22 protein-coding genes and 1 tRNA gene are annotated in these 24,779 nt (G+C 63.8%); 19 read left to right on the top strand and 4 right to left on the bottom strand.

Going from position 1 to position 24,779, the window contains the following annotated elements; translation table 11 throughout:
- Positions 1 to 8 precede the first annotated feature (8 nt).
- Complete coding sequence (locus tag A2J02_RS26760; RefSeq protein WP_032376247.1) at positions 9 to 305, bottom strand: putative quinol monooxygenase; 297 nt, start codon at positions 303 to 305, stop codon at positions 9 to 11.
- A gap of 598 nt (positions 306 to 903) precedes the next feature.
- Between A2J02_RS26760 and dnaK the strand changes: the two genes are divergently transcribed.
- The 9 genes from dnaK to A2J02_RS26720 all read left to right on the top strand — a co-directional run bounded on the left by dnaK (position 904) and on the right by A2J02_RS26720 (position 10,943).
- Positions 904 to 2,784, top strand: a complete 1,881-nt coding sequence (gene dnaK, locus A2J02_RS26755; protein WP_068056023.1) for a molecular chaperone DnaK — start codon at positions 904 to 906, stop codon at positions 2,782 to 2,784.
- A gap of 8 nt (positions 2,785 to 2,792) precedes the next feature.
- Positions 2,793 to 3,317 carry a nucleotide exchange factor GrpE gene (locus A2J02_RS26750; protein WP_068056000.1) on the top strand — a complete coding sequence of 175 codons (525 nt, stop codon included), beginning with the start codon at positions 2,793 to 2,795 and terminating at the stop codon, positions 3,315 to 3,317.
- Positions 3,318 to 3,323: 6 nt separating this feature from the next.
- A complete protein-coding gene (locus A2J02_RS26745) occupies positions 3,324 to 4,253 on the top strand; it encodes a DnaJ C-terminal domain-containing protein (RefSeq protein WP_068055997.1) in 930 nt (309 codons plus the stop codon).
- A complete protein-coding gene (locus A2J02_RS26740) occupies positions 4,250 to 4,579 on the top strand; it encodes a chaperone modulator CbpM (protein ID WP_032376243.1) in 330 nt (109 codons plus the stop codon). Before A2J02_RS26745 ends, A2J02_RS26740 begins: the two co-directional genes overlap by 4 nt.
- A complete protein-coding gene (clpB, locus tag A2J02_RS26735) occupies positions 4,561 to 7,194 on the top strand; it encodes an ATP-dependent chaperone ClpB (RefSeq protein ID WP_068055994.1) in 2,634 nt (877 codons plus the stop codon). The genes A2J02_RS26740 and clpB overlap by 19 nt, the downstream gene beginning before the upstream one ends.
- A gap of 14 nt (positions 7,195 to 7,208) precedes the next feature.
- Positions 7,209 to 7,661, top strand: coding sequence for a thioredoxin (gene trxA, locus A2J02_RS26730; protein ID WP_045196849.1), 453 nt, complete (start codon positions 7,209 to 7,211; stop codon positions 7,659 to 7,661).
- On the top strand, positions 7,658 to 7,924 hold the full coding sequence (locus A2J02_RS27495; RefSeq protein ID WP_082898839.1) for a ubiquitin carboxyl-terminal hydrolase 14: 267 nt from the start codon (positions 7,658 to 7,660) through the stop codon (positions 7,922 to 7,924). Before trxA ends, A2J02_RS27495 begins: the two co-directional genes overlap by 4 nt.
- Positions 7,902 to 9,602 (top strand): FAD-dependent oxidoreductase, encoded by a 1,701-nt coding sequence (locus A2J02_RS26725; RefSeq protein ID WP_068055991.1) that lies wholly within the window; start codon positions 7,902 to 7,904, stop codon positions 9,600 to 9,602. Before A2J02_RS27495 ends, A2J02_RS26725 begins: the two co-directional genes overlap by 23 nt.
- A gap of 63 nt (positions 9,603 to 9,665) precedes the next feature.
- Positions 9,666 to 10,943 (top strand): esterase/lipase family protein, encoded by a 1,278-nt coding sequence (locus A2J02_RS26720; RefSeq protein WP_082898842.1) that lies wholly within the window; start codon positions 9,666 to 9,668, stop codon positions 10,941 to 10,943.
- Positions 10,944 to 10,957: 14 nt separating this feature from the next.
- Here A2J02_RS26720 and cynS read toward each other — a convergent pair whose 3' ends face one another.
- Positions 10,958 to 11,407, bottom strand: a complete 450-nt coding sequence (cynS, locus tag A2J02_RS26715) for a cyanase (RefSeq protein WP_045196854.1) — start codon at positions 11,405 to 11,407, stop codon at positions 10,958 to 10,960.
- Positions 11,408 to 11,576: 169 nt separating this feature from the next.
- Between cynS and A2J02_RS26710 the strand changes: the two genes are divergently transcribed.
- Positions 11,577 to 12,491, top strand: coding sequence for an aldo/keto reductase (locus A2J02_RS26710; protein ID WP_068055985.1), 915 nt, complete (start codon positions 11,577 to 11,579; stop codon positions 12,489 to 12,491).
- 50 nt (positions 12,492 to 12,541) lie between these two features.
- Here the strand turns inward: A2J02_RS26710 and A2J02_RS26705 are convergent, their stop codons facing one another.
- Entirely contained in the window at positions 12,542 to 13,231 is a 690-nt protein-coding gene (locus tag A2J02_RS26705; RefSeq protein WP_068055981.1) for an SDR family NAD(P)-dependent oxidoreductase, read from the bottom strand.
- Between the two features lie 143 nt (positions 13,232 to 13,374).
- On the opposite strand from A2J02_RS26705, the gene A2J02_RS26700 reads away from it, so the two are divergent.
- The 9 genes from A2J02_RS26700 (at position 13,375) to A2J02_RS26660 (ending at position 24,353) form a co-directional block, all read left to right on the top strand.
- On the top strand, positions 13,375 to 14,274 hold the full coding sequence (locus A2J02_RS26700; protein WP_068055978.1) for a LysR family transcriptional regulator: 900 nt from the start codon (positions 13,375 to 13,377) through the stop codon (positions 14,272 to 14,274).
- Between the two features lie 165 nt (positions 14,275 to 14,439).
- Positions 14,440 to 15,807 carry an MFS transporter gene (locus A2J02_RS26695; RefSeq protein WP_068055975.1) on the top strand — a complete coding sequence of 456 codons (1,368 nt, stop codon included), beginning with the start codon at positions 14,440 to 14,442 and terminating at the stop codon, positions 15,805 to 15,807.
- A gap of 52 nt (positions 15,808 to 15,859) precedes the next feature.
- Positions 15,860 to 16,729 (top strand): shikimate dehydrogenase, encoded by an 870-nt coding sequence (locus A2J02_RS26690; RefSeq protein WP_082898838.1) that lies wholly within the window; start codon positions 15,860 to 15,862, stop codon positions 16,727 to 16,729.
- A complete protein-coding gene (locus tag A2J02_RS26685) occupies positions 16,726 to 18,699 on the top strand; it encodes an oxidoreductase (RefSeq protein ID WP_068055969.1) in 1,974 nt (657 codons plus the stop codon). Before A2J02_RS26690 ends, A2J02_RS26685 begins: the two co-directional genes overlap by 4 nt.
- On the top strand, positions 18,696 to 19,529 hold the full coding sequence (locus A2J02_RS26680) for an aldo/keto reductase (RefSeq protein ID WP_068055966.1): 834 nt from the start codon (positions 18,696 to 18,698) through the stop codon (positions 19,527 to 19,529). Before A2J02_RS26685 ends, A2J02_RS26680 begins: the two co-directional genes overlap by 4 nt.
- Positions 19,529 to 20,614, top strand: coding sequence for a Gfo/Idh/MocA family protein (locus tag A2J02_RS26675; RefSeq protein ID WP_068055962.1), 1,086 nt, complete (start codon positions 19,529 to 19,531; stop codon positions 20,612 to 20,614). Before A2J02_RS26680 ends, A2J02_RS26675 begins: the two co-directional genes overlap by 1 nt.
- 1 nt (position 20,615) lies before the next feature.
- A complete protein-coding gene (locus A2J02_RS26670) occupies positions 20,616 to 22,334 on the top strand; it encodes an FAD-dependent oxidoreductase (protein WP_068055959.1) in 1,719 nt (572 codons plus the stop codon).
- The gene (locus tag A2J02_RS26665) at positions 22,331 to 23,140 is read left to right on the top strand and encodes a sugar phosphate isomerase/epimerase family protein (RefSeq protein WP_068055956.1); all 810 of its coding nucleotides are present in this window, start codon (positions 22,331 to 22,333) and stop codon (positions 23,138 to 23,140) included. The genes A2J02_RS26670 and A2J02_RS26665 overlap by 4 nt, the downstream gene beginning before the upstream one ends.
- Positions 23,141 to 23,372: 232 nt before the next feature.
- A complete protein-coding gene (locus tag A2J02_RS26660; RefSeq protein ID WP_082898837.1) occupies positions 23,373 to 24,353 on the top strand; it encodes a DUF368 domain-containing protein in 981 nt (326 codons plus the stop codon).
- Between the two features lie 148 nt (positions 24,354 to 24,501).
- Here A2J02_RS26660 and A2J02_RS26655 read toward each other — a convergent pair.
- Positions 24,502 to 24,576, bottom strand: a tRNA-Thr gene (locus A2J02_RS26655).
- Between the last annotated feature and the right edge of the window lie 203 nt (positions 24,577 to 24,779).

Here is a 24,779-nt window from a genome sequence, read left to right as displayed (position 1 = left end):
AATCCAGGTCAGAGCTTCTCGGCGAGTACATCGAGGTAGCTTATTTCGGGCGGCGAGGCGAAGAGTTCGTCCGCCCGTTCGCCGAGAGCCTGGCCGACCGGTCCGTTGAGATGCGTTTCACGGGCGGCGTCGTCCGGGAAAGCATCGACGATGCCGAACGTCGATGGGCCGAACCGTACCGCCAACCAGGGTCGGGTGCCGGGCTCCTGTTCGACGAGCGGTTGGGCCGACCGGAGAAACTCCTCGACTGCATCTTCCTTGCCGGGCTTGGCTTCGAGTCGGACCAGCAGTGCCTTGGTGACCATGACGATTCTCCTGTTCGAAGTGGTGGACACGGCCAAGCATCACACCTCGGACCGACAAAGGGAAGGGCCTGCAGTCCGCGCCAGAACGAATTTGGTTTTACCCCTAGTAATCTCGCAGCCGAGAGAGGAGACTCGACCGGTAGAGGGAATAAGCACGCCAGGTGCAGCGCCGGCCGAATTTCGGTCACGTCGCGAAACATGTTGATGTGCCAACGTTTTGGGTTACCGGTCAGTTCAGTGTGCTGCTTCGAACTGCCCACACCGCGTATCGGCTCGAACATCACGATCTGTTGCACGGATACAGAAATATCGAACGACCGACACTGGCCGACGTCGACAGTCGCGACCAGGGATTCAGGCGGTCGACCTCCGTTGTACGGTGAATAATGCTGTCTACCAGCCGCATTCGTTCTCATCCCATCATTTTTCACTGCGGGTGCGTCGGCCACCTTCTCGACCTGCATTTCCCAACAGGCGTGCCGATCTCGACTCGTACCAACCAGTACAACCACCTCACTACGAAGTCTTCGCCGATGTCGGGGTAACGGACGCCGCTGTCCACATGCTCACCGGCCGGACCGATCGAAAGGAACGAGTCATGGCGACTGCTGTGGGTATAGACCTGGGCACCACCAACTCCGTCATCGCCAGCTGGCAAGGCGGCGAGCCGGTGGTGATCTCCAATATCGAGGGAGCGCGGACGACGCCGTCGGTGGTGGCCTTCACCGAGAGCGGAGAACGGCTGGTGGGTCAGCTTGCCCGACGGCAGGCGATCTTGAATCCGAAGGGCACGATCTACTCGGCGAAACGCTTCATCGGACGCCACTACGACGAGATCTCCGATGAGGCAAGAGCGGTCAGCTTCGACATCGTGGCCGGTGACAACGGCGAGGCCCGAATCGATGTGCGGGGCAAGAAGTATGCGCCGGAGGAGATCAGTGCCCTCGTACTGCGCAAGCTCGTCGACGACGCGAGCAAGTTTCTCGGCGAGAAGGTCAAGGAAGCGGTCATCACAGTTCCTGCGTACTTCAACGACGCGCAGCGCAACGCCACCAAGGACGCCGGCCGTATCGCGGGCCTCGAAGTCCTGCGGATCATCAACGAGCCGACCGCTGCGGCGCTGGCGTACGGCATGGACAAGCAGGTCCACGAAACCGTACTGGTCTTCGACCTCGGCGGCGGCACCTTCGATGTGAGCTTGCTCGACGTCGGCGAGGGCGTCGTCGAGGTTCGGTCGACGGCCGGCGACTCTCACCTGGGCGGGGACGACTTCGATCGACGCCTGGTGGACTACCTCGCCGACGACTTCCAGCAGGTGGAGAACATCGATCTGCGCAAGGACGCACAGGCGTTGCAGCGCCTTTTCGAGGCCGCAGAGAAGGCCAAGGTCGAGTTGTCCTCGGTGACCCAGGCCCAGGTCAACCTGCCGTTCGTCACCGCCGATTCGGACGGTCCCAAGCACCTCACGACCACCGTCATGCGATCGAAGTTCGAGGATCTGACGGCGGATCTCGTGGAGCGCTGCCTCGACCCGGTGAAACAGGCAATGAGTGATGCCAAGGTCACCGCCAACGACATAGACGAAGTGATTCTGGTCGGTGGTTCGACGCGCATCCCGGCGGTGCAAGCCCTGGTTCGCCGGCTCACCGGCGGCAAGGACGCCCACATGGGCGTCAATCCGGACGAAGTCGTGGCTCTCGGCGCGGCGGTTCAAGCCGGCGTGCTCAAGGGCGAGGTCTCCGACGTGCTGCTGCTCGACGTCACCCCGCTGTCTCTCGGCGTCGAGACACAGGGCGGGGTGATGACCAAGATCATCGAGCGCAACACGACCATCCCGGCCCGCCGCAGCGAAGTGTTCTCCACCGCGGAGGACGAGCAGTCCGCCGTGGATGTCGTTGTGCTGCAGGGCGAACGCGAGCGGGCCGCCGACAACCGTTCGCTCGGACGTTTCCGTCTGGAAGACATCCGGCCCGCACCGCGCGGCGACGCCCAGGTCGAGGTCACGTTCGATATCGACGCCAACGGCATCCTCAATGTCACGGCCAGGGACAAGGACACCGGCAAGGAACAGAGCATCACGATCAGTGAGCAGAGCAATCTGGACCCGAGCGAGGTCGAACGCATGCTGGCCGAGGCCGAACGGAATCGGGGCGATGACGAGGCGCTGCGCAAAGCCGTCGACGCGCGCAACGAACTCGATTCCGTTGCGTATCAGGTGGAACGGCGACTCGCCGAACTCGGTGACAGCGCGCCACCGCACGACAGGGCACGGGCCGAGATGCTGATCGCCGATGCCAGAAAGGCAGTGAAGGACGGCGCTTCGCCTGCAGATGTACAACCACTCGCCTCCGAGCTCCAACAGCTCCTCTACGGGCTCGTGCCGGTACAGGACGGCGGTGACGGACGTCAGGTCGGTGGCGCGGACGCGGCCTCGACCGATGACGACGACGTGATCGACGCCGAATTCGATCGAAGCTGAGGCACGAGATGGAAAGGGCTGCAGATCATTCGACACCCGAACCAGCGGCCGACGTCACGGAAGGCGATCGAACCGAGACGGTACCGGATCACGCCGCCACGAGTGCCGAGGAGGCTCGACTCGACGACCGCTGGCGCAGAGCCCTTGCCGATCTGGACAACCTGCGCAAGCGGTATGCCAAGGACCTGGAGCGAGAACGGGCCGCGGAGGTGACGAAGGTGTCCGCGGCGTGGCTGCCGGTACTGGACAATCTGGAACTTGCGTTGGCACATGCGGACAGCGATTCGCAGACCATTGTCGACGGCGTCAAGGCGATCCGCGATCAGGCGGTGCAGGTGCTGTCACGGTTCGGTTTCGAGCGTCACGACGAGGTCGGAGTTCCGTTCTCCCCGCAATTGCACGAAGTGGTCAGCGTGGTGGTCCGGCCCGACCTTCCGTCCGGGACCGTGATCGACGTCGTCCGTCCGGGTTACGGAGAGGACGGACGGCAACTGCGGCCGGCGTCGGTGGCCGGCAGCCGCCCCGAGGGGTGAGCACCGATGGCGCGTGACCACTACGAATCGCTCGGAGTCCCGCGGGGTGCGAGCACCGACGAGATCCAGCAGGCCTACCGCAAGCTGGCTCGCAAGTATCACCCCGACGTGAACAAGGACCCCGCAGCGGAAGACACGTTCAAGGAGATGAACGAGGCCTACCAGGTGTTGTCCGACCCGGACACTCGGAAACGCTACGACCGGTTCGGTGCCGACTTTCGGCGTGTCCCCGAGGATTACGACGAACGGACCCGCACCCACTCGGGTGGATACCGCGGTGGCGGGAACAGTGGCGGAGGATACGACCGCGGGAGCAGACGCGTGCACTTCGGTCCCGGTGGCGACGGTGGTGTCGATCTCGACGACCTCTTCGGGCAGATGTTCGGCGGCGGTGGCGGGTACGGGCCGATTCCCGGTGCCGATCAGGAAGCGGAACTGGCCTTGACGGTCGAGGAGGCGTACCGGGGCGGCACACGCACGCTCGGACTGGACGGACGGCAGTACGACGTCGACATTCCGGCCGGGGTCGTGGACGGCCAGCGAATTCGGTTGGCCGGACAAGGCGGACGGAGCAACGGCGGCGCGCCGCCGGGGGATCTGTACCTCGTGGTGCGGATCGAGCCACATTCCCGGTTCCGAGTACAGGGCCGAGACATTCACGTCGACCTCCCGGTATCGCCATGGGAGGCGGTCCTCGGGGCGACCGTCGCCGTTCCCACCCCGGGTGGCGAGGCGAAAGTGAAAGTGGCTCCGGGCTCGTCGACTGGAAGGAAGCTGCGACTGCGCGGCGAAGGAATGCCGAATCCACGTGGCACCAACGGCAACCTGTACGCCGAGATCAAGGTGATGGTGCCGTCGAAACCGACAGCACGCGAACGCGCACTGTTCGAGCAGTTGGCCGCAGAATCGAACTTCGATCCGAGGACAAAGACATGAGCGACCCGAACCCGGTGGTCCGGTACGTACTGGTTCGACGCACCGAATTGTCGACCGACGCCTTCGCCGAACGTACGGGGCTGCATCCGGAACTTGCACGGAAGCTCGTGGTCCTCGGTCTGCTCGACGCCGATCGCGTCGTAGGTGGCGAAATGTTCTTCGCACCAACCGAAGTGGCCCATGCAGCCCGCATTCGACGACTGCGGACCGGTCTCGGCCTGAACTACTCGGCAATCGGGCTCGTGCTCGACCTGCTGGAACGAATCGAGACACTCGAAGCATCTTCCCGCAGAAGGAGGACAACCACATGGACATCAGCAACCTGACCGAGAAGTCGCGCGAAGCACTGCAGGAGGCCCAGAGCCTAGCGACCAGAATGGGTCACACCGAGGTCGACGGAGAGCACCTACTGCTCGCCTTGGTCGGTCAGCAGGATGGCTTGGTGCCCCGATTGCTCGAGCAGGCCGGTGCCGAGGTCGATGCCCTGCAATCCGATCTGGAACGTGAACTCTCGCGAAGGCCCAAGGTCAGCGGCCCCGGTGCCGGGACCGGTCAGGTGACGATCACCCGACGCTTGTCCGTGCTCCTCGACGCCGCCGATCGAGAGGCGAAGCGGCTCAAGGATTCCTACGTGTCGGTGGAGCATCTCCTGATGGGCCTCGCCGAAGAGGGTACGGCCACTGCGGCAGGGCGAGTACTCGCCCGTCACGGAATCACCAGGGACTCCTTCCTCACAGCGCTGACGAAGGTGCGCGGCAATCAACGCGTCACCTCGGCCAGCCCGGAAGGTGCGTACGACGCGCTGGAGAAGTACGGACGCGATCTGGTCGCCGAGGGGCGGGCGGGCAAACTCGATCCGGTGATCGGACGAGACGCCGAAATCCGCAGGGTCACGCAGATCCTGAGCCGCAAGACCAAGAACAATCCGGTTCTCATCGGCGACCCCGGCGTCGGGAAGACCGCGATCGTCGAGGGCCTTGCCCAGCGGATCGTCCGCGGCGACGTTCCGGAAGGCCTGCGCGACAGAACGATCTTCTCACTCGACATGGGTTCCCTGGTGGCCGGCGCGAAGTACCGCGGGGAATTCGAGGAGCGTCTGCAGGCGGTGCTGGCCGAGGTGAAGGCAGCCGACGGGCGGATTCTGTTGTTCGTCGACGAGTTGCATACCGTGGTCGGTGCGGGATCAGTGGGCGGTGAGGGGTCTCTCGACGCCGGCAACATGCTCAAGCCGATGCTCGCCCGAGGCGAGCTGCACATGATCGGTGCCACCACGCTCGACGAGTATCGCAAGCACATCGAATCCGATGCGGCACTGGAGCGACGGTTCCAGACCGTCCTCGTCGACGAGCCGAGCGCCGAGGATGCCATCTCGATCCTGCGCGGACTCCGCGAACGCCTCGAGGTGTTTCACGGCGTGAAGATTCAGGACGGCGCTCTCGTCGCTGCCGTCACCCTCTCGCACCGCTACATCACCGACCGCTTTCTCCCGGACAAGGCCATCGATCTGGTCGACGAGGCGTGCGCTCGGTTGCGCACCGAAATCGATTCGATGCCGGCCGAACTCGACGAACTCACCCGGAAGGTGACCCGGCTCGAGATCGAAGATGCCGCGCTGTCCAAGGAGACCGACGGAGCGAGCAAGGCACGTCTCGACGAGCTGCGCAAGGAGCTGGCCGATCTGCGGGCCGAGGCCGATGCCCGGCACGCTCAGTGGGAGGCGGAGCGACAGGCGATCCGCCGGGTGCAAGAGCTACGGAGTGAGCTCGAGCGCTTGCGCCACGAGGCCGAGGAGGCGGAGCGCGCCTACGACCTCAATCGGGCCGCCGAGTTGCGCTACGGCGAGATCGTCGAGCTCGAACGCAGGCTCGAGTCGGCAGAGGAGCAGCTGGTCACCAGACAAGGCCGGAGCCCGTTGTTGCGCGAAGTGGTCACCGAGGACGAGATCGCCGAAATCGTGGCTGCGTGGACTTCGATCCCGGTCGCTCGGCTGCAGGAAGGCGAGCGACAGAAGTTGTTGCAGCTCGACGAGATTCTGCACGAGAGGGTCGTGGGTCAGGACGAGGCGGTGCAGCTGGTCGCGGACGCGGTGATCCGGGCGAGGTCCGGCATCCGTGATCCACGCCGGCCGATCGGGTCGTTCATCTTTCTGGGCCCGACGGGCGTGGGAAAGACCGAGCTCGCAAAAACATTGGCCGGCGCTCTCTTCGACAGCGAAGACAACATGGTGCGCCTGGACATGAGCGAGTACCAGGAGCGGCACACGGTGAGCCGGCTCATCGGGGCACCTCCCGGATACGTGGGGTACGACGAGGGCGGACAGCTCACCGAGGCGGTGCGCCGAAAGCCGTACTCGGTTGTGCTTTTCGACGAGATCGAGAAGGCGCACGCAGATGTGTTCAATACCCTGCTACAGGTGCTCGACGACGGCCGAATCACCGATTCACAAGGCAGGCAGGTCGATTTCAGGAACACGGTGATCATCATGACCTCCAACATCGGTTCCCAGCATCTCCTCGAAGGAGTCACACCCGACGGCGAGATCGAGCCGAACGCCCGCGAGCGGGTTCTCGCGGAACTGCGTGGGCATTTCCGTCCCGAGTTCCTCAACCGGGTCGACGACATCGTGCTGTTCACCCCACTCACCCTGCCCCAGATCGAGCACATCGTCGGGTTGCAGCTCACCGATCTTCGAAACCGGTTGTCGGAGCGCAGGATCGATCTGGACATCACCCCGGACGCGCGCAGGCTCGTCGCCGAACGCGGATTCGACCCGGTCTACGGTGCACGGCCATTGCGTCGGTACATCGCCCACGAGGTCGAGACCAAGATCGGTCGCGCGCTACTGCGAGGGGACATCGAACCAGGCGGCACCATCACCGTCACGGTGGTCGACGGAGAACTCGTCGTCGCGTATGCGGAACCCGCCGTCGCGGCGGCCTGAGAGGAGATGTCGCCATGGAATCGGACAAGGTGAAGTGCGCGCACTGCGGCAAGGTCAACAGGGTGCCTGCCGCAGCGGACGGGACACCCCGGTGCGGGAACTGCCACGAGCCGCTGCCGTGGATCGCCGCAGCACGGGACGAGGACTTCGCGGAGATCGCCGAACACCCCTCGGTGCCCGTACTCGTCGATCTCTGGGCGACCTGGTGCGGACCGTGCCGCATGGTCAGCCCGGCGCTCGAACAGCTCGCCGGAGAACGCGCGGGCCGGATCAAGCTGGTCAAGGTCGACGTGGATGCCGCACCCCTGACGTCCGAACGATTCACCGTCAGGGCCGTGCCGACCCTGCTGGTGATGGATCGAGGTGAGGTCCTCGCTCGGCAGGCCGGTGCAGCCCCGGTACCCCAGCTACGCGCATGGCTCGATCGAGCGCTTTCGGAGAATGCAGGCAAGGAGGCGACATCATGACGTTCGTGCCAGTGGACCCGCACGTCGATGCAATCCGGTCCGTGGTGCCCAGAACTCCGCAGGGCTGCGAAGAATGCCTCCGTCTCGGCACCCCGTGGGTGCACCTGAGGCTGTGCCTGACATGCGGGCACGTCGGGTGTTGCGACTCCTCGCCGGGCAGACACGCGAGCGCGCACGCACATGTCGTCGGTCATCCGATCGTTCGGTCGATGGAACCCGGAGAAGATTGGAGGTGGTGTTATGTCGACCGAAATTTCGTCTGAGGACGCCGGACCAGCGGTCGTCGACGAGACCACGGACGAGCACGGCGCGTTCCCGCGGCTGACGGACGATCAGGTCGCAGTGCTCGAGGTCGGTGGCACACGTCGATCGGTTCGTACCGGAGAAGTGCTGATACGCGAGGGTGCGCCCAGCAATGACTTCTTCGTCGTTCTGTCCGGCAAGGTCGCCGTTCTCGACGAGGGTGACCGGGACGGTGAACGTCGAATACTTCGCGTGCACGGACCCGGCCGCTTCTTGGGTGAGCTCGGACTGCTCGAAGGTCAGGTGGCGTTCTACACCGCCGAAGCGATCGAAGACGGCGAGCTGCTCGTCACTCCCGCCGAACGGGTGCGCGAACTGGTTGCCCACGATCCAGTGCTGAGCGATCTGATCCTGCGGGCTTACCTGCTGCGTCGACACCTGCTGATCGGGCTCGGCTCGGGGTTCCGGATCATCGGGTCCTGCTATTCACCGGACACGTTGCGGCTTCGAGAATTCGCAATGCGAAATCGATTGCCTCACAAATGGATCGATCTGGAGCGGGACGAGCGGGCGGAGCAGCTGTTGCGCAGCCTGGACATCGCCCCCGAGGACGTTCCCGTCGTCATCTGGCACGGCGAGAAGGTACTGCGCAATCCGACGAACACAGAGCTCGCCCGCATCGTCGGACTTTCCGTGCCGAACGCTGCCCAGGACGTGTTCGATCTCGTCGTCGTGGGTGCAGGACCGGCCGGACTGGCCGCATCCGTATACGGAGCGTCGGACGGGTTGAACACGGTGACACTGGAGACGATCGCCGCAGGGGGACAGGCCAGCACCTCCTCCCGAATCGAGAACTACCTGGGATTCCCGGCCGGAATCTCCGGATCCGAATTGGCCGAGCGGGCTGTGATCCAGGCCGACAAGTTCGGTGCCCGCATCCTGGTCTCGGCAGAGGTGACCGGATTGACGTCCGAAGCCGGGTACCACGTGCTCCGGCTCTCTGACGGCGGCACGGTTCGCGGCCGGTCCATCGTGCTCGCCACCGGTGCGCGCTACCGCAAGTTGACCGTTCCCGGTATCGCGGAACTGGAAGGCACGAGTGTGTACTACGCCGCCACTCATCAGGAAGCCCGCATGTGCGGGACCGACCCGGTGGCCATCGTCGGCGGCGGTAACTCCGCAGGCCAGGCGACAGTGTTTCTCGCCGAACATGTTTCGGATGTCCACTTGCTCATCCGCAATGACGATCTCGGAAAGAGCATGTCCCGTTACCTGGTCGACCAGATCGAGCACCACCCGCACGTGACCGTGCATCGTCACACCGAGGTTCGCGCGGTCCGCGGCAAGAAGTACCTCGACGAAGTCGTGGTCGAGAACAACCGCACGGGCGAACAGGACACGATCAGGGCGCACGCCCTGTTCGTGTTCATCGGAGCGACGCCTTACACGGGGTGGCTTGCCGACGCCATCGCACTCGACGAACACGGGTTCGTCGTCACCGGTACGGACGCAGCTCTCGCTCGTGGAGACGGCGCCCTACAGATCGGAGCAGCGCTGTGCGGGACGCTCGAAACGAGCCGACCCGGCCTGTTCGCCGCGGGCGACGTCCGCAGCGGATCGGTGAAGCGAGTCGCATCCGCAGTCGGCGAAGGAGCGATGTCGGTACGCCAGGTCCACGAGTATTTCGAGCGACGGTGACGTGGGACAACCGCAACCATCGCAGCCCTGACGGATCCAGTGGACACACGTACACTGAATCGAGTGGGGAAGAGAACTCAGCGCACACAGGAGTTGGGTGAACTCGCAGAAATCGCGCTTCGCGAGCTGGCATCGGCCACGGGTGGTGTTCGCGCAGTTCACTCGGCAATTGCACGACGCACATTTGCCGCCGTGAAACTCGGCGTCGGGCCGGCTGCCGTGCCGACGCAGCTGATGCACGACGCGATCGCCGCCGGAACCTACGCGACCATCACAGCCGCCTGCACCGGCGCAGCCACAGCAGTCGGTGCACTGACCGGCAGTTCCGACGTGACCGGCGACGAGGTCACCGAGGACGATGCGCGGCCGTCACCGTCGCACACCACCCGCGGCGCTCAGACCATCGCCGTCCTGCACGGTCTCATCGGCGACGACATGGAGCGCAGTTCCCGGGTCCTCGCCTACCCGATGTCGATACGTGTCGACGGACGCCCGGTAGTTACCAAGTACCGCGCCCTGGCCACGGCGTTTCCCGACGCGGGAGCGCACCTCGTGGTGTTCCTGCACGGGCTCGTGGAGACCGAATCGGCATGGCGGCTCGGTGGGCGACCCACGTACGGGGAGCGCCTGGACTCAGAATCCGGAACGACCTCGATCTTTCTGCGCTACAACACCGGTCGTCGAATTGCCACCAACGGTGCCGACCTGTCGGACCTGTTGGAACAGCTCGTGCCGGCCTGGCCCGTCAGGGTTCACCGCATCACCCTGGTCGGTCATTCCATGGGCGGGCTGGTCTCGCGCAGCGCCGCACACCACGCTGCGGAGAGCGGCCGCCGATGGGTGGAGCTGTTGACGGACGTATTCACCCTGGGGACACCACATCTGGGTGCGCCGCTTGCGCGCGGCGTTCACGTCGCCACGGCAGCGCTGGCAATAGCGCCCGAGACCCGTCCGTTCGCGAACCTGTTGGCGCGTCGAAGCGCCGGAGTCCGCGACCTGATTCACGGATCGATCACCGAGGACGAGGGACATGCCAGCTACGCCGACGGATTCGACGTCGGAGCGGCCGCGGACATCTCGGTTCCGGAGGGGGTGCGGCATCATCACGCGTCCGCCGTCATCACAGGAAACCCGCGACACCCGATCGGAATCTTCGTGGGCGACGGCCTGGTCCGTACGGACAGCGCCGGAGGGCGGAACAAGCTGCGTGACATAGGACTTCGTCCGGACGACGGTCTGGCGATCAACAGCGCACACCACTTCACCCTCCTCAACGACGAGAGAGTGTACGAATGGATGCGACGCGCACTGGTCGGCCCATCTTCCGAATCGTCCCCCTGACTGTCGATTTCGGCCTACTCGGTCCATCGATAGTCGAGGAACTTCCCGTCGAACGTCACCACGACCCGATCTCCGTCATCGTGCGGTCGTCGTTCGATGTTCATCGTGAAGTTGATGGCGCTCATGATGCCGTCGCCGAATTCCTCGGCGATCAGTTCTTTGAGCGCAGGGCCGTACACCTGCAGCGCCTCGTGGAATCGGTAGACCGTGGGGTCCGAGGAGATGTCCAGCGACCCACGATAGGGAGCCAGGGTCAGCTCGAACAACGAACCGTCGGGCATACCCAGTTTTTCGGCAAGGAGGTCGGCCTGGGCGAGGCTGAGGGGATGCTGTCCGTAGAGTGCCGACACCGTCCATGCCACCGGCATGTCGATGGCCTCGGCCACAGCGGCCCAACTCAATCCGGCTCGAGCTCGTGCAAGCCGAATCTCGCCGATCAATGGCTTACCTGAAAAATCGGTCAACAGCTCTCTCCTTCGTGGCCGTACTGCAGGCGCACACCGAGTGCGCCCCGAGTTCACAGTCTCAGCTCGATGATCCTGCCTCGCAACATCTGGTATCGATCACGCGAGCACGGTCCGATCGCAGATATGGTGGTTGTTTCCGCCACGGCACAACGAAAGTACTGACGACATGACCCAACTCGGTCTCGGCCTTGCCGCCCTCGGACGCCCCGAGTACCTGACGGTCGGGCACTCCGATGCCGTCGACGGGCGATTCGATCCGGCAGCCCTCGAGCAGCTGTGCCACGCAGTACTCGACGCCGCATGGGACAGCGGAATCAGACACTTCGACGTCGCGCGCTCCTACGGCTTTGCCGAGCGCTTCCTCGGCAGCTGGTTGTCGCGACACCCTTCTCGGCGAGACGAGCTGGTGATCGGCTCCAAATGGGGATACGCGTACGTCGCCGATTTCCAGCGGGGTGCCGAGGTGCACGAAGTGAAAGAGCACTCGGTTGCCCGCTTGGCCGAGCAGTGGCCGCAGACTCTGCGCGACCTCGGCGGTGCACCGGACCACTACCTGATCCACAGCGTCACCCCGGACAGTCCAGCCCTGAGCGACACTGCCCTGCTCGACGACCTACGTGCCATAGCCGAGGGTGGTACCCGAATCGGCATCAGCACCAGCGGACCACATCAAGCCGACGTGGTGGCTGCTGCACTGGAGATCGAGGTGTTCAGCTCGGTGCAGTCGACGTGGAACCCCCTCGAGCCGTCGGTCGGCCCGGCCCTGGCACGCGCACACGAAGCCGGCTGGTTCGTCGTCGTCAAAGAGGCCATGGCCAACGGCCGACTGGTGGCCGAAGATTCCCCACTCGCCAGGGTCGCGGATTCCGCCGGGGTCGGCCGTGACGCAGTCGCACTGGCGATTGCACTCGCGCAACCGTGGGCCGATGTCGTGCTCTCCGGCGCGGCAACTGTGACTCAACTCGAGCAGAACATCGCCGCGCTGTTGATCGACCGCGAACTGATCACAGCGAGCGATCTGAAATTTGCGGAAGACTCGGAAGGTTACTGGGACAACCGATCACGAATGCCATGGACATGACAGCTATGTAGAGCCTCCTCGCGGGATCGAACAATTGACCGCTCACAACCTCAGTAGGACGCGCGTCCACCGCTGATGTCATAGACCGCACCGGTGGAGAAGCTGAGTTCGTTAGACGCCAACCACGCAACGAGTTCGGCTATCTCCGTCGGAAGGCCCATTCGAGCCATGGGCGTCAGACTTTGCGATCGCGCGAGAATCGCTGGGTCGGTACCCGCGTTCATCGGACTCGATACCGCGGCAGGCGCAACCACGTTGGCGAGTACGCCGGTGGTGGCTATCTCCTTACCCAAAGATTTCGTCAGTGCGATCACAGCAGCCTTCGACGCGGAGTAAGCGCTTTGGAGCGGGTTCCCGTCTTTGGCTGCGATGCTGGCGAGGTTGATGATCCGTCCCCAACCGTTGTCCACCATGGCAGGAACGAACGCCTTGCACATCAAGAAGGTGCCATCGACGTTGATGCGGAACGTTCGTTGCCACTGATCCAGTTCCACATCGACGAGAGGAGCCGACGGCCCGACCACACCGGCGCTGTTGATCAGGATGTCCACCCGTCCGACCTTGCTTCGTAGCGCGTCCACGGCATATGCGTCGGATACATCGACCAGTTCGTCGCCACCGAGAATATCGGCGGTGATCACCCGAACCCCCGAGTCCGTCAATCGTTTCGCGCAGGCTGCCCCGATTCCGCTGGCACCGCCCGTGATCAGCGCAGTCGCATCGGCAGGGTAGGTAGTCATGGCGTGAGCTCCTTCGATCGAGTGGCAACACCACATTCTCTATGTAAATTCGACACATAAAATGTGATTCACTGTATTCTCAACGGACTATATGACCTGAAGCACAGTGGTCGACTTTCAGCCCTGACGACCGGAGAAGTTTCATGGAAATTCGCTGGCTCGAATCATTCGTTGCCGTTGCCGAAGAACTTCACTTCGGCCGTGCCGCACAACGACTACGGATGGCTCAATCTCCATTGAGTCAGACAATCCGCAAACTCGAAAAGGATCTCGGAACGAGCCTGTTCGACCGAAGCACACGAAGCGTGGAGCTGACTGCTGCTGGACACGCGTTTCTCCCGCACGCACACCGAGTCCTCGAGGGTATCGAAACCGCTCGGCACGCGACGCGCGCATCCGAGGGAGGCGTGTACGGAAGAATCAGGATCGGGTTCACCGGCGTTCTCAACCATCGCGCACTGCCGCCGCTCACCCGAACGCTTCGCCAGCGCCATCCAGATATCGAACTGACGCTCGTCGGGCGGATCATGACCCGTGACGCGGTGAACCAGATCGAAAGTGGAGCTCTCGACCTGGCCTTCGTCGGCCTGCCCGTGACGTCACCGTCCGTCACCACTCGACTCATCCGACGTGAACCGTTCGGCGCGGTACTGCCATCCGATCACCGGCTGGCCGGTGAGTCGAAAATCGATCTCCGCGACCTGTCCGACGACGGATTCGTCACCACACCGATCTCCGCTGGATCTTCACTGCAGGAAATTGCCATGCGTGCCTGCCTGGACGCCGGCTTCAGGCCACAGATCGTTCAGGAGATCACCGACCCGTACATGATCTTGATGCTCGTCGCCGCGGGAGTAGGCGTCGCTCTGATGTCGGACGGTATTGCGGAAATTCTTCCACCGGGCACCGTGTTCGTCCCGCTCACCGGTGAGCCGGTCTACATGCCACACGCAATTGCGTGGTCCAGCGCGCCACCGAGCCCCGCCATGGCGGTCGCACTACGTATCGCGGAGGAAATCTTGCCTACCCCATTTCAAGACTGATTCAGTCTTTATCTCAGATCTTTTTAGTGTTGGACGCGGCATAGTCGAGCGTGACACGCTCGTTTGCAGTAGCGAGTTGTGAACCACGTCATATCGACAGGCTTCCCAGCGAGCCCCGACCATCACCGTCGCCGCCACGTGCAGCGTGAGAGACAAGGAACTGTCATGGCAAGCAAATCCACTTCTGCCACCGCCCATCCGAACAGGAATGCGCGGCGTGCGGCGGCCTCAGGTTTTCTCGGAAGCGCCCTCGAGTACTACGACTTCTTCATCTACGGCTCCGCTGCCGCGCTCGTCTTCCCCGCCATCTTCTTCACCGGCGGAGGACCGACCGCCACCCTGCTGTCGATCGGCACCCTCGGCGTCGCCTACATCGCACGACCCCTCGGAGCAGTTCTGTGGGGCCACCTCGGTGATCGCTACGGCCGAAAGAACGCGTTGCTGGGCTGTCTGCTCATGATGGGCATCGCTACGGTCCTCGTCGGCTGCCTCCCCACATACGACACCATCGGAATCGCAGCACCGATCATCCTCGTCATTCTGCGACTGCTGCAGGGCCTGTCCGCCGGCGGCGAGTCACCCGGATCCTCTGCATTGACGCTCGAACACGCACCATCCCACCGTCGCGCATTCTTCACCTCGTTCACGATGAGCGGCATCATGTTCGGCATCGTCATCTCGAGCCTGGTGTTCATCCCCGTCGCAGCGCTACCCGACGAAGACCTCTACTCCTGGGGATGGCGTATACCGTTCCTGCTCAGCATCATCGTCACAGCCGTCGCGATCTGGCTGCGTCGCAGCCTCGACGAGCCCGAGGTTTTCGAGGAACTCAAGGAGCAGGACGAGACCGCAGGCGTCCCCGTCGTCGAGATGTTCCGATCCCACTGGCGCACGGTCATCCGCATCAGCCTCAGCGCCAGCTTCGCGATGATCAACACGATCGTCAATGTCTTCGCTCTCGCCTACGCGGTGAACGTCGTCGGTTTCGAGCGCACCACGATGCTGCTCGCCATCGCGTCCGCAAATTTTGTCGCCGTCCTCACCCAGCCGCTCTACGGCATCCTTGCCGACCGCATCGGACGCAAACCGGTCTTCGTCGTCGGCGTCCTCGGCGCAGGTGCCATGGTGTTCGCGTTCTTCCATGCCATCGGCACCGGCAGCGTACCAATGGTTTTCGCTGCGGGCATCGTTCTGATCGGCGTCTTCTACGCCATGCCCAACGGCATCTACCCGGCATACTTTCCCGAGCAGTTTCCCGCCAAGGTTCGCTACACCGGTATGGCGGTGAGTCTCATGCTCGGCCTTCTCGCCGCCGGCTTCACCCCCGCCATCGCTCAGTCGATCACCTCCGGCGACACCAGCAACTGGGGACCGGTCGCCTGGATGTGCATGGGCTTCGCCGCTCTGGCTGCTGTCGCGGTTCTGACCGGACCCGAAACCTTCCGCACTCCCACCGAGGAGCTCGGCGAGAAAGCCACTGAGCAGGCGCAGGCAGGAAAGCCTGCCAAGCTGCTCGCGGACAACTCCGCCTGACCCGGAATTCCTCTCGCGCAGTTTCGGATTCGACACAATCGAAGGGCTCACCGTGTCCACGAACACGCACCATCACATCGGACTGATCGGCAGCGCGATTTCGACATCGCTCTCGCCCGACCTGCACAACCGCGAGGCCTCCCGTCTCGGCCTCGATGACTACAGCTACGAACTGATCGAACTCGACATGCAGGCGGATCCGGGCCGCCCTCTGCACGAGGCGATCTCGGCCGGCTACACCGGATTCAACGTCACCCACCCGTTCAAGCAAACGATCATCGATTCGTTGGACGAGTTGTCCGACGATGCCCGGATGCTCGGTGCCGTCAACACCATCGCCGTGCGTGACGGCAGATCCATCGGATTCAACACGGACCACACAGGATTCATGTCCGCGCTGCGTACCGGACTCCCGGGAGCCGAGCTGGGCCGCGTGGCACTGATCGGAGCAGGCGGGGCCGGCTCTGCCGTCGCATTCGCTCTTGCGGCCGCAGGAGTGACGGACCTCCGTATCTGCGATGTCGACCGCAACCGTTCGCAGGAGCTGTGCGACCGTCTCTCGCAGTCCGTAACGACGGCGACGGCAACGCCGTTCACACCCGACGCGATCGAATCGGTTCTCGCCACATCGCACGGCGTTGTCAACGCCTCTCCGATCGGCATGACCGGCCATCCAGGCACCCCGTTCACGACGGCGGCTTTGCGCGCGTCCATCTGGGTGGCGGACATCGTCTACCGACCGATGCAGACCGAGCTCATCTCCGCAGCACGCGCTGCTCGATCCCCGGTCCTCGACGGCGGACGGATGCTCGTCGCCCAGGCCGCAGACACGTTCACCCTCCTGACCGGGGCGATCCCCGATCGAGACAGAATGCGTCGACATCTCACCGAACTCGTTGTTGCGCAATCGATCGCAGCATGAGAGGAACAACCGTGGGTACACTCCCCTCGTTCGCCCAGCCGCTTCGAATCGGCACACTCACCCTCCGAAACAGATTCGTCTCCGCGCCGATGGAGCGCAATTATTGCGAGATCGACGGCACCATGACCGATCGATACATCGCCTACCTCGAACGCCGAGCCGCAGGCGGAGCGGCCCTGATCTTCACCGAAGCCAGCTACGTCCGCGCCGACGGTAAAGGACGCATCCGACAGATGGGCGTCGACGTCGACGACCGGATCCCCGGGATCAGAAAGATGACCGATGCGCTCCATGCCCATGGAGCACTGGTCGGCGTCGAACTCAACCACGGCGGCCGCACTGCCCAAGGAAGTGTCAGCGGATTCACCCCCGTCGCCCCGTCACCCGTTCCCTGCGCGGTCGTCGGCGGCGAGATGCCCGAACAGCTCGACGAGGACGATATCGAGCACATCATCGAATGCTTCGGTGACGCTGCCCGTCGATGCCGGCAAGCAGGGGTCGACGTCATCTCCCTGCACGGCGGACACGGCTACTTGATTCACCAATTCCTCTCCCCTGCTTACAATCTCCGCGACGACAAATGGGCCGAGCCCACATTGTTCGTCAACCGCGTCATCGACGCCGTTCGCGCAGCAGCTCCGGACGTGGCTCTCGGAATTCGGTTCTCTGCCTTCGAGGGAATCGACAACGGCCTCGACGCAGAGACCACGCGCGCCAGAATCGACGCCATCGACACCGACCGCCTGGACTTCCTCGACGTCTCGGCAGGAAACTACGAGGCCGGCCAATGGATCATCCAGCCCGGCGAATGGAAGCGTGGACTTCTCGCTCCGTACGCGGAGCAGTACACCCGTGACTTCGAGATCCCCGTCGGTGTTGCAGGACGAATCAGTAGTCCCGAGGCCGCCGATGCGGTGATCTCCTCTGGCCAAGCGGATTTCGTGAGTATGGCACGCACCCTGCACGCCGATCCCGATTTCCCGAACCGCGTCCTTGCCGGCGAGCGGTATCGCCCGTGCATAGCGTGCAATTACTGCATCGATTCCCTTGCTGCGGGACCGATCCCATGTTCGGTCAACCCATGGGTCGGCCGGGAAATGGAACAACCGAGCCTGCGTGTATCCGACGCGTTCACTGCGGCGGTCGTCGGCGGTGGCCCCGCAGGCATGGCGGTGGCGCGTGAACTCGCTCTCGCCGGCCATCACGTCGATCTGTACGACGAAAGGACGACGCTCGGAGGCGACTTCGCACTCGCATCGGGCCTGCACGAGTACCCGGAGTACCGGCAGATCGTCCAGTGGTATTTCGACGAACTGGCCGATCTGGACGTCACCACCCACCTCGGCGAGACCGTCGAGGGGCTGATGCTGGCGGAGGGAAACTTCGATACGATCGTCCTCGCCACCGGAGGGCGCGGACCCACGATAGACCTTCCGGGTTCACACACCCGCCGAGTGCGCGACGTCCGTGAGTTCCTACTCGCAGCGGAACCACCGCCGCCCTCGATCACGATCTTCGGTGCCGACCGCGAAGCTGCAGCCGTCGCCGATGAGCTGTTGCAACACGGAACGCGTGTCGTCATGGTGGGACCACAGCAGCAGATCGCCCATGACGTCGGGCGGCGCGGCAAGATCGTGCTCCTTCCGCGCCTCGCATCGGCTGCCGGTCTGACCACGTACCTGTCGTCGATCATCACCGCCGTCGACCATGACCGAGTCGAGATCCGCACCGACGGACACGCCCGCTGGGTCGACGCACCCGGCGAGTTGCTCATCTCCCACGGCATCGAGCCCCGTGCGGATCTGCTGGACATCGCGAGATCTCTCGAGCCGCGTTTCGGAGTTCACACAGTCGGTGATGCAAGCGGCGACGGTGGTTCTATCCACGCTGCACTCGTCACTGCCGCCGACGTGGCTGCCCGCATCACCGTCGACGCGGCTGCAGTCTCGAAGGAACAGGTCGGCGCATGACGCTGCCCCGCTCCCGGCCCACCACCGATATCCGCGAGGCCATCCCCGCCATCGGGCTTGGCACGTGGCCACTGACCGGTGGACCCGCCACCGATGCCGTCCTGACCGCGATCGAATCCGGATACCGGTCCATCGACACCGCAGCGGTGTACGAGAACGAGGAGGCAGTGGGAAAAGCATTGTCCGAGTCCATGGTTCACCGAGCCGAGCTGTTCGTCTGCACCAAACTCCGCGGTACCGACCACGTCTCCGGTGATGTCCGCGATGCGATCGAACGCAGTATCGACCGACTCGGCCTGGACTACCTGGATCTGTTCCTGATTCATTGGCCACTTCCCGAGCACGACAAGTACGTAGCGGCCTTCGAAGCACTGCTCGACTGCCGTGACGCCGGGCTCGTGCGATACGTGGGAGTATCCAACTTCACCGAGCAACACCTTCGGCGGACAACTGCCGCGACCGGAGAAGCACCGGCCGTCAACCAAATTCAGATGGATCCGACACTGGCACGCCGCCCGATCCGTCGGGTACACGACGAACTCGGCGTCGTGACCCAGTCGTGGAGCCCCTTGGGTCGCGGAGAGGTCGTCGCCTCCGATGTCGTTGCCGCCATCGCAACGCGCCTCGGGTGCACGCCTGCACAGGTCGCGCTGGCCTGGCACCTGCACAACGGGGTGGTTCCGATCGTGAGATCCGCGAACCCGGCCAGACAAGCAGAGAACCTGGCAGCACGCGGGATACAGCTCGCCGACGACGATATCGCCGCACTCGCTCATCTGGACCGGGGCGAATCGGCCGCACGAAATCCAGAGAAAGAGGAGCACTACTGATGGCACTGCGTATCGGCATCGTCGGATGCGGACGGATCGCGCGTAATCACGCCCGAGCCCTGCAGCTGGTCGACAGCGTCGAGGTGGTCGGATGCTGCGACACCGATCTCGATCGCGCTCGAAAGTTTGCCGTCGACAACGGCATTGCTTTCGGAGTGCGCAGTGTCGAGGAGTTGATCGCACACGGGCTCGATGCGGTGACCGTCTGCACCCCGCATCCTGTACACGAGCAGGTCGTCCTCACCGCAGCCGCTGCGGGTCTACATGTGTTGTGCGAGAAGCCGATAGCAGTGGACCTGGCCGCGGCCGACCGAATGATCGACGCGACCGACCGCGCGGGGGTCACCTTCGGCGTACTTTTCCAGCGACGATTCTGGCCAGCTTCCCAGCGAATCAGAGCTGCCATCGACGACGGACGACTCGGAGTTCCGATGCTCGGGGAAGCCTCGGTCGTTCTGCATCGGCCCTCGGCGTACTACTCGACGGACGCATGGCGCGGGCGTTGGGACACCGACGGAGGAGGCGTACTCATGACCCAAGCGATCCACCAGATCGACATGCTGCAATGGTTCATGGGCGAGGCCGCTTCCGTCGCCGGTTTCATCCGCACCCACACTCACGGTGACCGTATGGAGACCGAAGACTCCGCCTCCGCAGTCATCTCCTTCGCTTCCGGCGGGACGGCGACTGTCACTGCCACCACCGGTGCCAACCTCAACCTCGGCAACCGGGTGACCGTCGTCGGCAGTACCGGCGCCATAGCCAGCGTTCTCGAATTTCCGGAGGGCAGCGAAGGCGTGAACGAGCTGTGGACCGTTCCCGGTGAGGTATCGCTCGGCACCGTGTTCTCCGCGGATACCGAGGCAAACCTCGATGTCGACGAGGTCAACGCTGGACTCGCCGACTTTCACACTCTTCAGGTTCAGGACTTTGCCGAGGCGATCCTCACCGGGCGTCGCCCAGCAGTGACCGGACGCGACGCCCGAGCCTCACTGGCGATAGTGGCCGGAATCTACGAGTCCTCGCGGACCGGCCGCGTCGTCGACCTCACTCCTACAACGACACTCGTCTCGGAAGGATCTTGACATGACACCCACCGACAATATCTACGACGTCGTCGTCATCGGGTCCGGTGCGGGTGGACTGTCGACCGCAATCGCGGCCGCTCGAGGTGGTGCCTCGGTCCTCGTCGTCGAGAAGGCCGATGTCTGCGGAGGTGCCACCGCATGGTCCGGCGGATGGATGTGGACACCGCGCACCATGTTCGCCCACGCCGCCGGGCTCCATGAAGACCGCGAAACCCCCCGCACCTACCTCGAACACAGGCTCGGCGAGAACTTCGACGCCGCCAAAGTCGACGCCCTACTCGACGGTGCACCGGAAATGGTCGAATTCTTCGAGAAGAACACCGCGCTGCAGTTCGTCCCCGGTACACACGTCGCCGACATCCACGGCGACACCCCCGGAGCCGGCACCGGCAATCGTTCCGTGGCTCCCAAACCGGTCGACCTCCGCACGCTCGGACTCGACGTCGCGGTCCTCCTGCGGAGGCAACTCTACGAAACCTCTTTCCTCGGAATGGGAATCATGGCCGGTCCCGATCTACAGGGATTCCTGCACGGCACCAGATCGGTGTCGGCGTTTGCGCATTGCGCCCGACGCGTCACCCGACACATGTTCGATCTAGCGACGAAACGCCGAGGACAGCATCTCGTCAACGGAACTGCACTGGTCGGTCGCTTGCTCCGGTCCGCGCTCGACTCCGATGTCGATATCAGAGTTCGCACTGCAGCGACAGCTCTGATCACCGACGAGAGCGGACGCGTCGTGGGTGTTCGTCTCACCGGACCTGACGGTGCATACAGCGTGCACGCACGCAGCGGTGTCGTCCTGGCGACCGGCGGATTCACTCATGACCTCGATCGTTGTCGAGAGTTGTTCCCGCGCAGCCCGTCCGCCACCGAGCATCGCACCTTGACTCCGGGAACGACGACGGGAGACGGAATCTCGCTCGGCGAATCGGCCGGTGGACGACTGGATACGTCACTCGCCTCGCCCGTTGCCTACTGCCCGGTTTCGATCATCAAGTACCGCAACGGAAAAGAAGGCGTATTTCCACACATCCTCGACCGCGGTAAGCCGGGGGTGATCGGCGTCCTCGCAGACGGACGACGATTCGTCAACGAGGCGCTGGGTTACCACGATTACACGCTGGCGATGATGGACACGGTTCCCGACAGCGAGGAAATCTGTTCGTGGTTGATCGCAGACCGACAGTACATTCGCTACCTACCCCTCGGAATGGCCAAACCTTTCCCGATCCCCACCTGGCCGTATCTGCGGTCCGGCTACTTGCAGCGCGGGAAGACCGTGCGAGAGCTCGCCGAGAAGATCGGAGTGGACCCCGACGGTCTCGACAAGACCGTTGCCGCGTTCAACGAAGGTGCTCGCGACGGCGTCGATCCCGAGTTCGGAAGGGGAACAACTGCATTCAATCGAGCATCCGGAGATGCATCGAATCCATGGCCAAATCCGTCGCTGGCCCCTCTCGAGAAGGGACCGTTCTACGCAGTGAAGGTCATACCGGGCAGCTTCGGCACGTTCTCCGGCCTGGTCACCGATGCGTTGTCACGGGTCCTCGATGCCCGCGACGAGCCGATTCCCGGCCTCTCGGCAGTGGGCGTCGATCAAGCCAGTGTGATGGGCGGGCACTACCCCTCCGGAGGAATCAACCTCGGACCCGCGATGACATTCGGCTACCTCACCGGCCGCCGCCTCGCCACACAGACAGGAACACCGTCATGACGCCACCTCTGGGTCTCGCCGCGCTCACCGTGCTCGACACTGCACCGCTCGAACAAGTGACGCTGGCCGAAAAGCACGGCTTCGACACCATCGGTATCCGACTGCTACCTGCCTCCCCTGGAACCACGGCCTACCCGCTGCACGAGAACTCAGCGGATCTCGACGAACTGGTCAGGCGCCTGACGGACTCCGCGGTCACGGTCTTCGACCTCGAAATCGTCCGGCTTGGAGAGGATTTCCGGGTTTCCGACTACGAGAAGTTCGTCGCTGCCGGTGCCCGCCTCGGAGCACACGCAGTGTTGGTCGGCGGTGATGACCACGACCGATCACGGCTCACCGACTCCTACGCACAGTTCGCGGCGCTGTGCGCCGACTACTCGATGGTGGCCAGCCTCGAATTCATGCCCTGGACAGCGGTACCCGATGCCCGCGCCGCACTCGAGGTCGTCTCGCAGGCAGACGGTCCCGGCCGAAGCATCCTCGTCGACGCCCTTCACGTGGACCGTTCGGCGACGACGCTGGCCGATCTGGCCGAGATCCCCCGGGACTGGCTGCACTATGCCCAACTCTGCGATGGACGTGTCCCGGCGCCCACAGAAACGGCCGAACTCATTCGCCACGCCCGCGAGGAGAGACTCGTCCCGGGCACCGGCGGCATCGACCTCGATGGAATCTGGGCGACGCTACCTGGCGACCTCCCCGTCAGCATCGAGCTACCCAACGAGCCACTGCGCCAGAAGCTCGGAACCGACGACTGGCTCGATTCCCTGGTGTCGGCTGCACAGGAGTTGCTCGCTCGCAGATGAGGCTCATTGAAGGCGGATCAGCTCCCCCGTTTCGGAAACCCGACTCCGATCGGCGTCGGGTTTACAGAAGCGAGGAGCTGATCTGCTGCAGGGTGCCGCGAGCGCAACAACAGGATCGGAGAGGGGAGCCTCCTCACGGGATCGATCCGTTGACCGCTCGCTTGCAGTGGGTCGTACCCGCGCTTGTCGAGCCGGTGTCGCGTGGCTTCGAAGCGTTTGGGACGATTCGGACATGACGACGAACCGGCAGACGCCCTCCGGCCATGGTGACAAGGAGCAGGATCGACCCGGACTCGATGAAGTTGTCAGGGGGCGGCCGCCGGCGACGGAATTGGCGGCCAACGTCGTGCGCGGCGGTCTGATCGGTCTGGCGGAAACGGTTCCCGGGGTCTCGGGCGGCACGGTCGCCCTGGTCACCGGCATCTACACCAGGGCAATCGCGTCGGCGAAGCATCTGACGGACATCCCCAAGGCCGTGGTGACACGGTCCGACGTGCGCGCCGAGGTCCGTCAGGTCGATTGGTGGCTGCTCGTCACGGTCGGCGTCGGCATGCTGTTGATGGTGTTCTCGGTGGCGGGGATCATGGCGGCTTTCGTCACGGATCAGCCCGTCTACTCCAAGGCACTGTTCATGGGCATGATCGCGATGTCGGTGGCGATCCCCTTCATGGAGGTCAGTCGTGGCGCTTTCCCCACCACCCGATCCCGACTGTCTGCCGTGGCTCTGTTCGTCGTCCTCGCCGTCGGGGTCGTCCTTCTCACGTCGTTACCCGGGATCGAGTCATCGAATCCGTCGTTGATTCTGGTCTTCTTCGCCGCGACGATCGCAATATGTGCGCTCGTCCTGCCAGGCGTATCGGGGTCGTTCTTTCTGCTTGTCATCGGCCTGTATGCGCCGACGCTCACGGCCGTCGACGAGCGGAACCTGACGTATCTGGCCGTCTTCGCACTGGGCGCTCTGGTGGGGTTGGTCAGCTTCGTTCGAGTGCTCGAGTGGTTGCTGGCCAACTACCACGATCTGGCGATGGTCGCCGCTGCCGGCCTGCTGTTGGGGTCGTTGCGTGCACTGTGGCCGTGGCAGGGCGAGAACAGAGAGCTGCTGGCCGTCGGCAACGAATGGCCCGCTGCATTGGGATTGTTCGCCGTCGGAGTCGCGGTCGTCGCTGTGGTCGTCATCGCTCAGCGGCGACTGGCAGCCACGCGTATGTCCTGACCGTAACGGCAGGCGTAGCCGACCATCCACGCACCTCGTCGGAATCCGCACCGCCTGCAGGTGCCGTGAATTCCCACGAGGGGCGTATGTGTTCGCAAACCCTCCACACAGACTCAAAACTCCGACCCCAGCAGCGGGATCGGAGCAGTGGAGCCTCCTAACGGGATTGAACCGTTGACCGCTCGCTTACAAGGCGAGTGCTCTACCGCTGAGCTAAGGAGGCAGTGAAGCGAAGCCAGCATATCCGTTCATCGGACGCTCAGTAACAACAGGTACCTTGTCCGTGGATCACCCCAGCAACGTGTAAAGACGGTCATGACTTTCCTGCAAGACCTGACGGCTTCGCTGAGCCGTCTCACCGGTGAGCGTCGGGCCACCATCGATACGCCGACCGCAGCACCGTCGCCCCTTCGTCCGATCGATCTG

The organism is Rhodococcus sp. EPR-147 (genome assembly GCF_001647185.1).
In the GTDB taxonomy this organism is placed as follows: Bacteria; Actinomycetota; Actinomycetes; order Mycobacteriales; family Mycobacteriaceae; genus Rhodococcoides.
This window is presented reverse-complemented; position numbering and strand designations above follow the sequence as displayed.

Excerpts from the sequence above, each read along its gene's own strand:
- A2J02_RS26760 (WP_032376247.1), bottom strand. The coding sequence starts at position 305 with ATGGTCACCAAGGCACTGCTGGTCCGACTCGAAGCCAAGCCCGGCAAG.
- dnaK (WP_068056023.1), top strand. The coding sequence starts at position 904 with ATGGCGACTGCTGTGGGTATAGACCTGGGCACCACCAACTCCGTCATC.
- A2J02_RS26750 (WP_068056000.1), top strand. The coding sequence starts at position 2,793 with ATGGAAAGGGCTGCAGATCATTCGACACCCGAACCAGCGGCCGACGTC.
- A2J02_RS26745 (WP_068055997.1), top strand. The coding sequence starts at position 3,324 with ATGGCGCGTGACCACTACGAATCGCTCGGAGTCCCGCGGGGTGCGAGC.
- A2J02_RS26740 (WP_032376243.1), top strand. The coding sequence starts at position 4,250 with ATGAGCGACCCGAACCCGGTGGTCCGGTACGTACTGGTTCGACGCACC.
- clpB (WP_068055994.1), top strand. The coding sequence starts at position 4,561 with ATGGACATCAGCAACCTGACCGAGAAGTCGCGCGAAGCACTGCAGGAG.
- trxA (WP_045196849.1), top strand. The coding sequence starts at position 7,209 with ATGGAATCGGACAAGGTGAAGTGCGCGCACTGCGGCAAGGTCAACAGG.
- A2J02_RS27495 (WP_082898839.1), top strand. The coding sequence starts at position 7,658 with ATGACGTTCGTGCCAGTGGACCCGCACGTCGATGCAATCCGGTCCGTG.
- A2J02_RS26725 (WP_068055991.1), top strand. The coding sequence starts at position 7,902 with ATGTCGACCGAAATTTCGTCTGAGGACGCCGGACCAGCGGTCGTCGAC.
- A2J02_RS26710 (WP_068055985.1), top strand. The coding sequence starts at position 11,577 with ATGACCCAACTCGGTCTCGGCCTTGCCGCCCTCGGACGCCCCGAGTAC.
- A2J02_RS26705 (WP_068055981.1), bottom strand. The coding sequence starts at position 13,231 with ATGACTACCTACCCTGCCGATGCGACTGCGCTGATCACGGGCGGTGCC.
- A2J02_RS26700 (WP_068055978.1), top strand. The coding sequence starts at position 13,375 with ATGGAAATTCGCTGGCTCGAATCATTCGTTGCCGTTGCCGAAGAACTT.
- A2J02_RS26695 (WP_068055975.1), top strand. The coding sequence starts at position 14,440 with ATGGCAAGCAAATCCACTTCTGCCACCGCCCATCCGAACAGGAATGCG.
- A2J02_RS26685 (WP_068055969.1), top strand. The coding sequence starts at position 16,726 with ATGAGAGGAACAACCGTGGGTACACTCCCCTCGTTCGCCCAGCCGCTT.
- A2J02_RS26680 (WP_068055966.1), top strand. The coding sequence starts at position 18,696 with ATGACGCTGCCCCGCTCCCGGCCCACCACCGATATCCGCGAGGCCATC.
- A2J02_RS26675 (WP_068055962.1), top strand. The coding sequence starts at position 19,529 with ATGGCACTGCGTATCGGCATCGTCGGATGCGGACGGATCGCGCGTAAT.
- A2J02_RS26670 (WP_068055959.1), top strand. The coding sequence starts at position 20,616 with ATGACACCCACCGACAATATCTACGACGTCGTCGTCATCGGGTCCGGT.
- A2J02_RS26665 (WP_068055956.1), top strand. The coding sequence starts at position 22,331 with ATGACGCCACCTCTGGGTCTCGCCGCGCTCACCGTGCTCGACACTGCA.
- A2J02_RS26660 (WP_082898837.1), top strand. The coding sequence starts at position 23,373 with ATGACGACGAACCGGCAGACGCCCTCCGGCCATGGTGACAAGGAGCAG.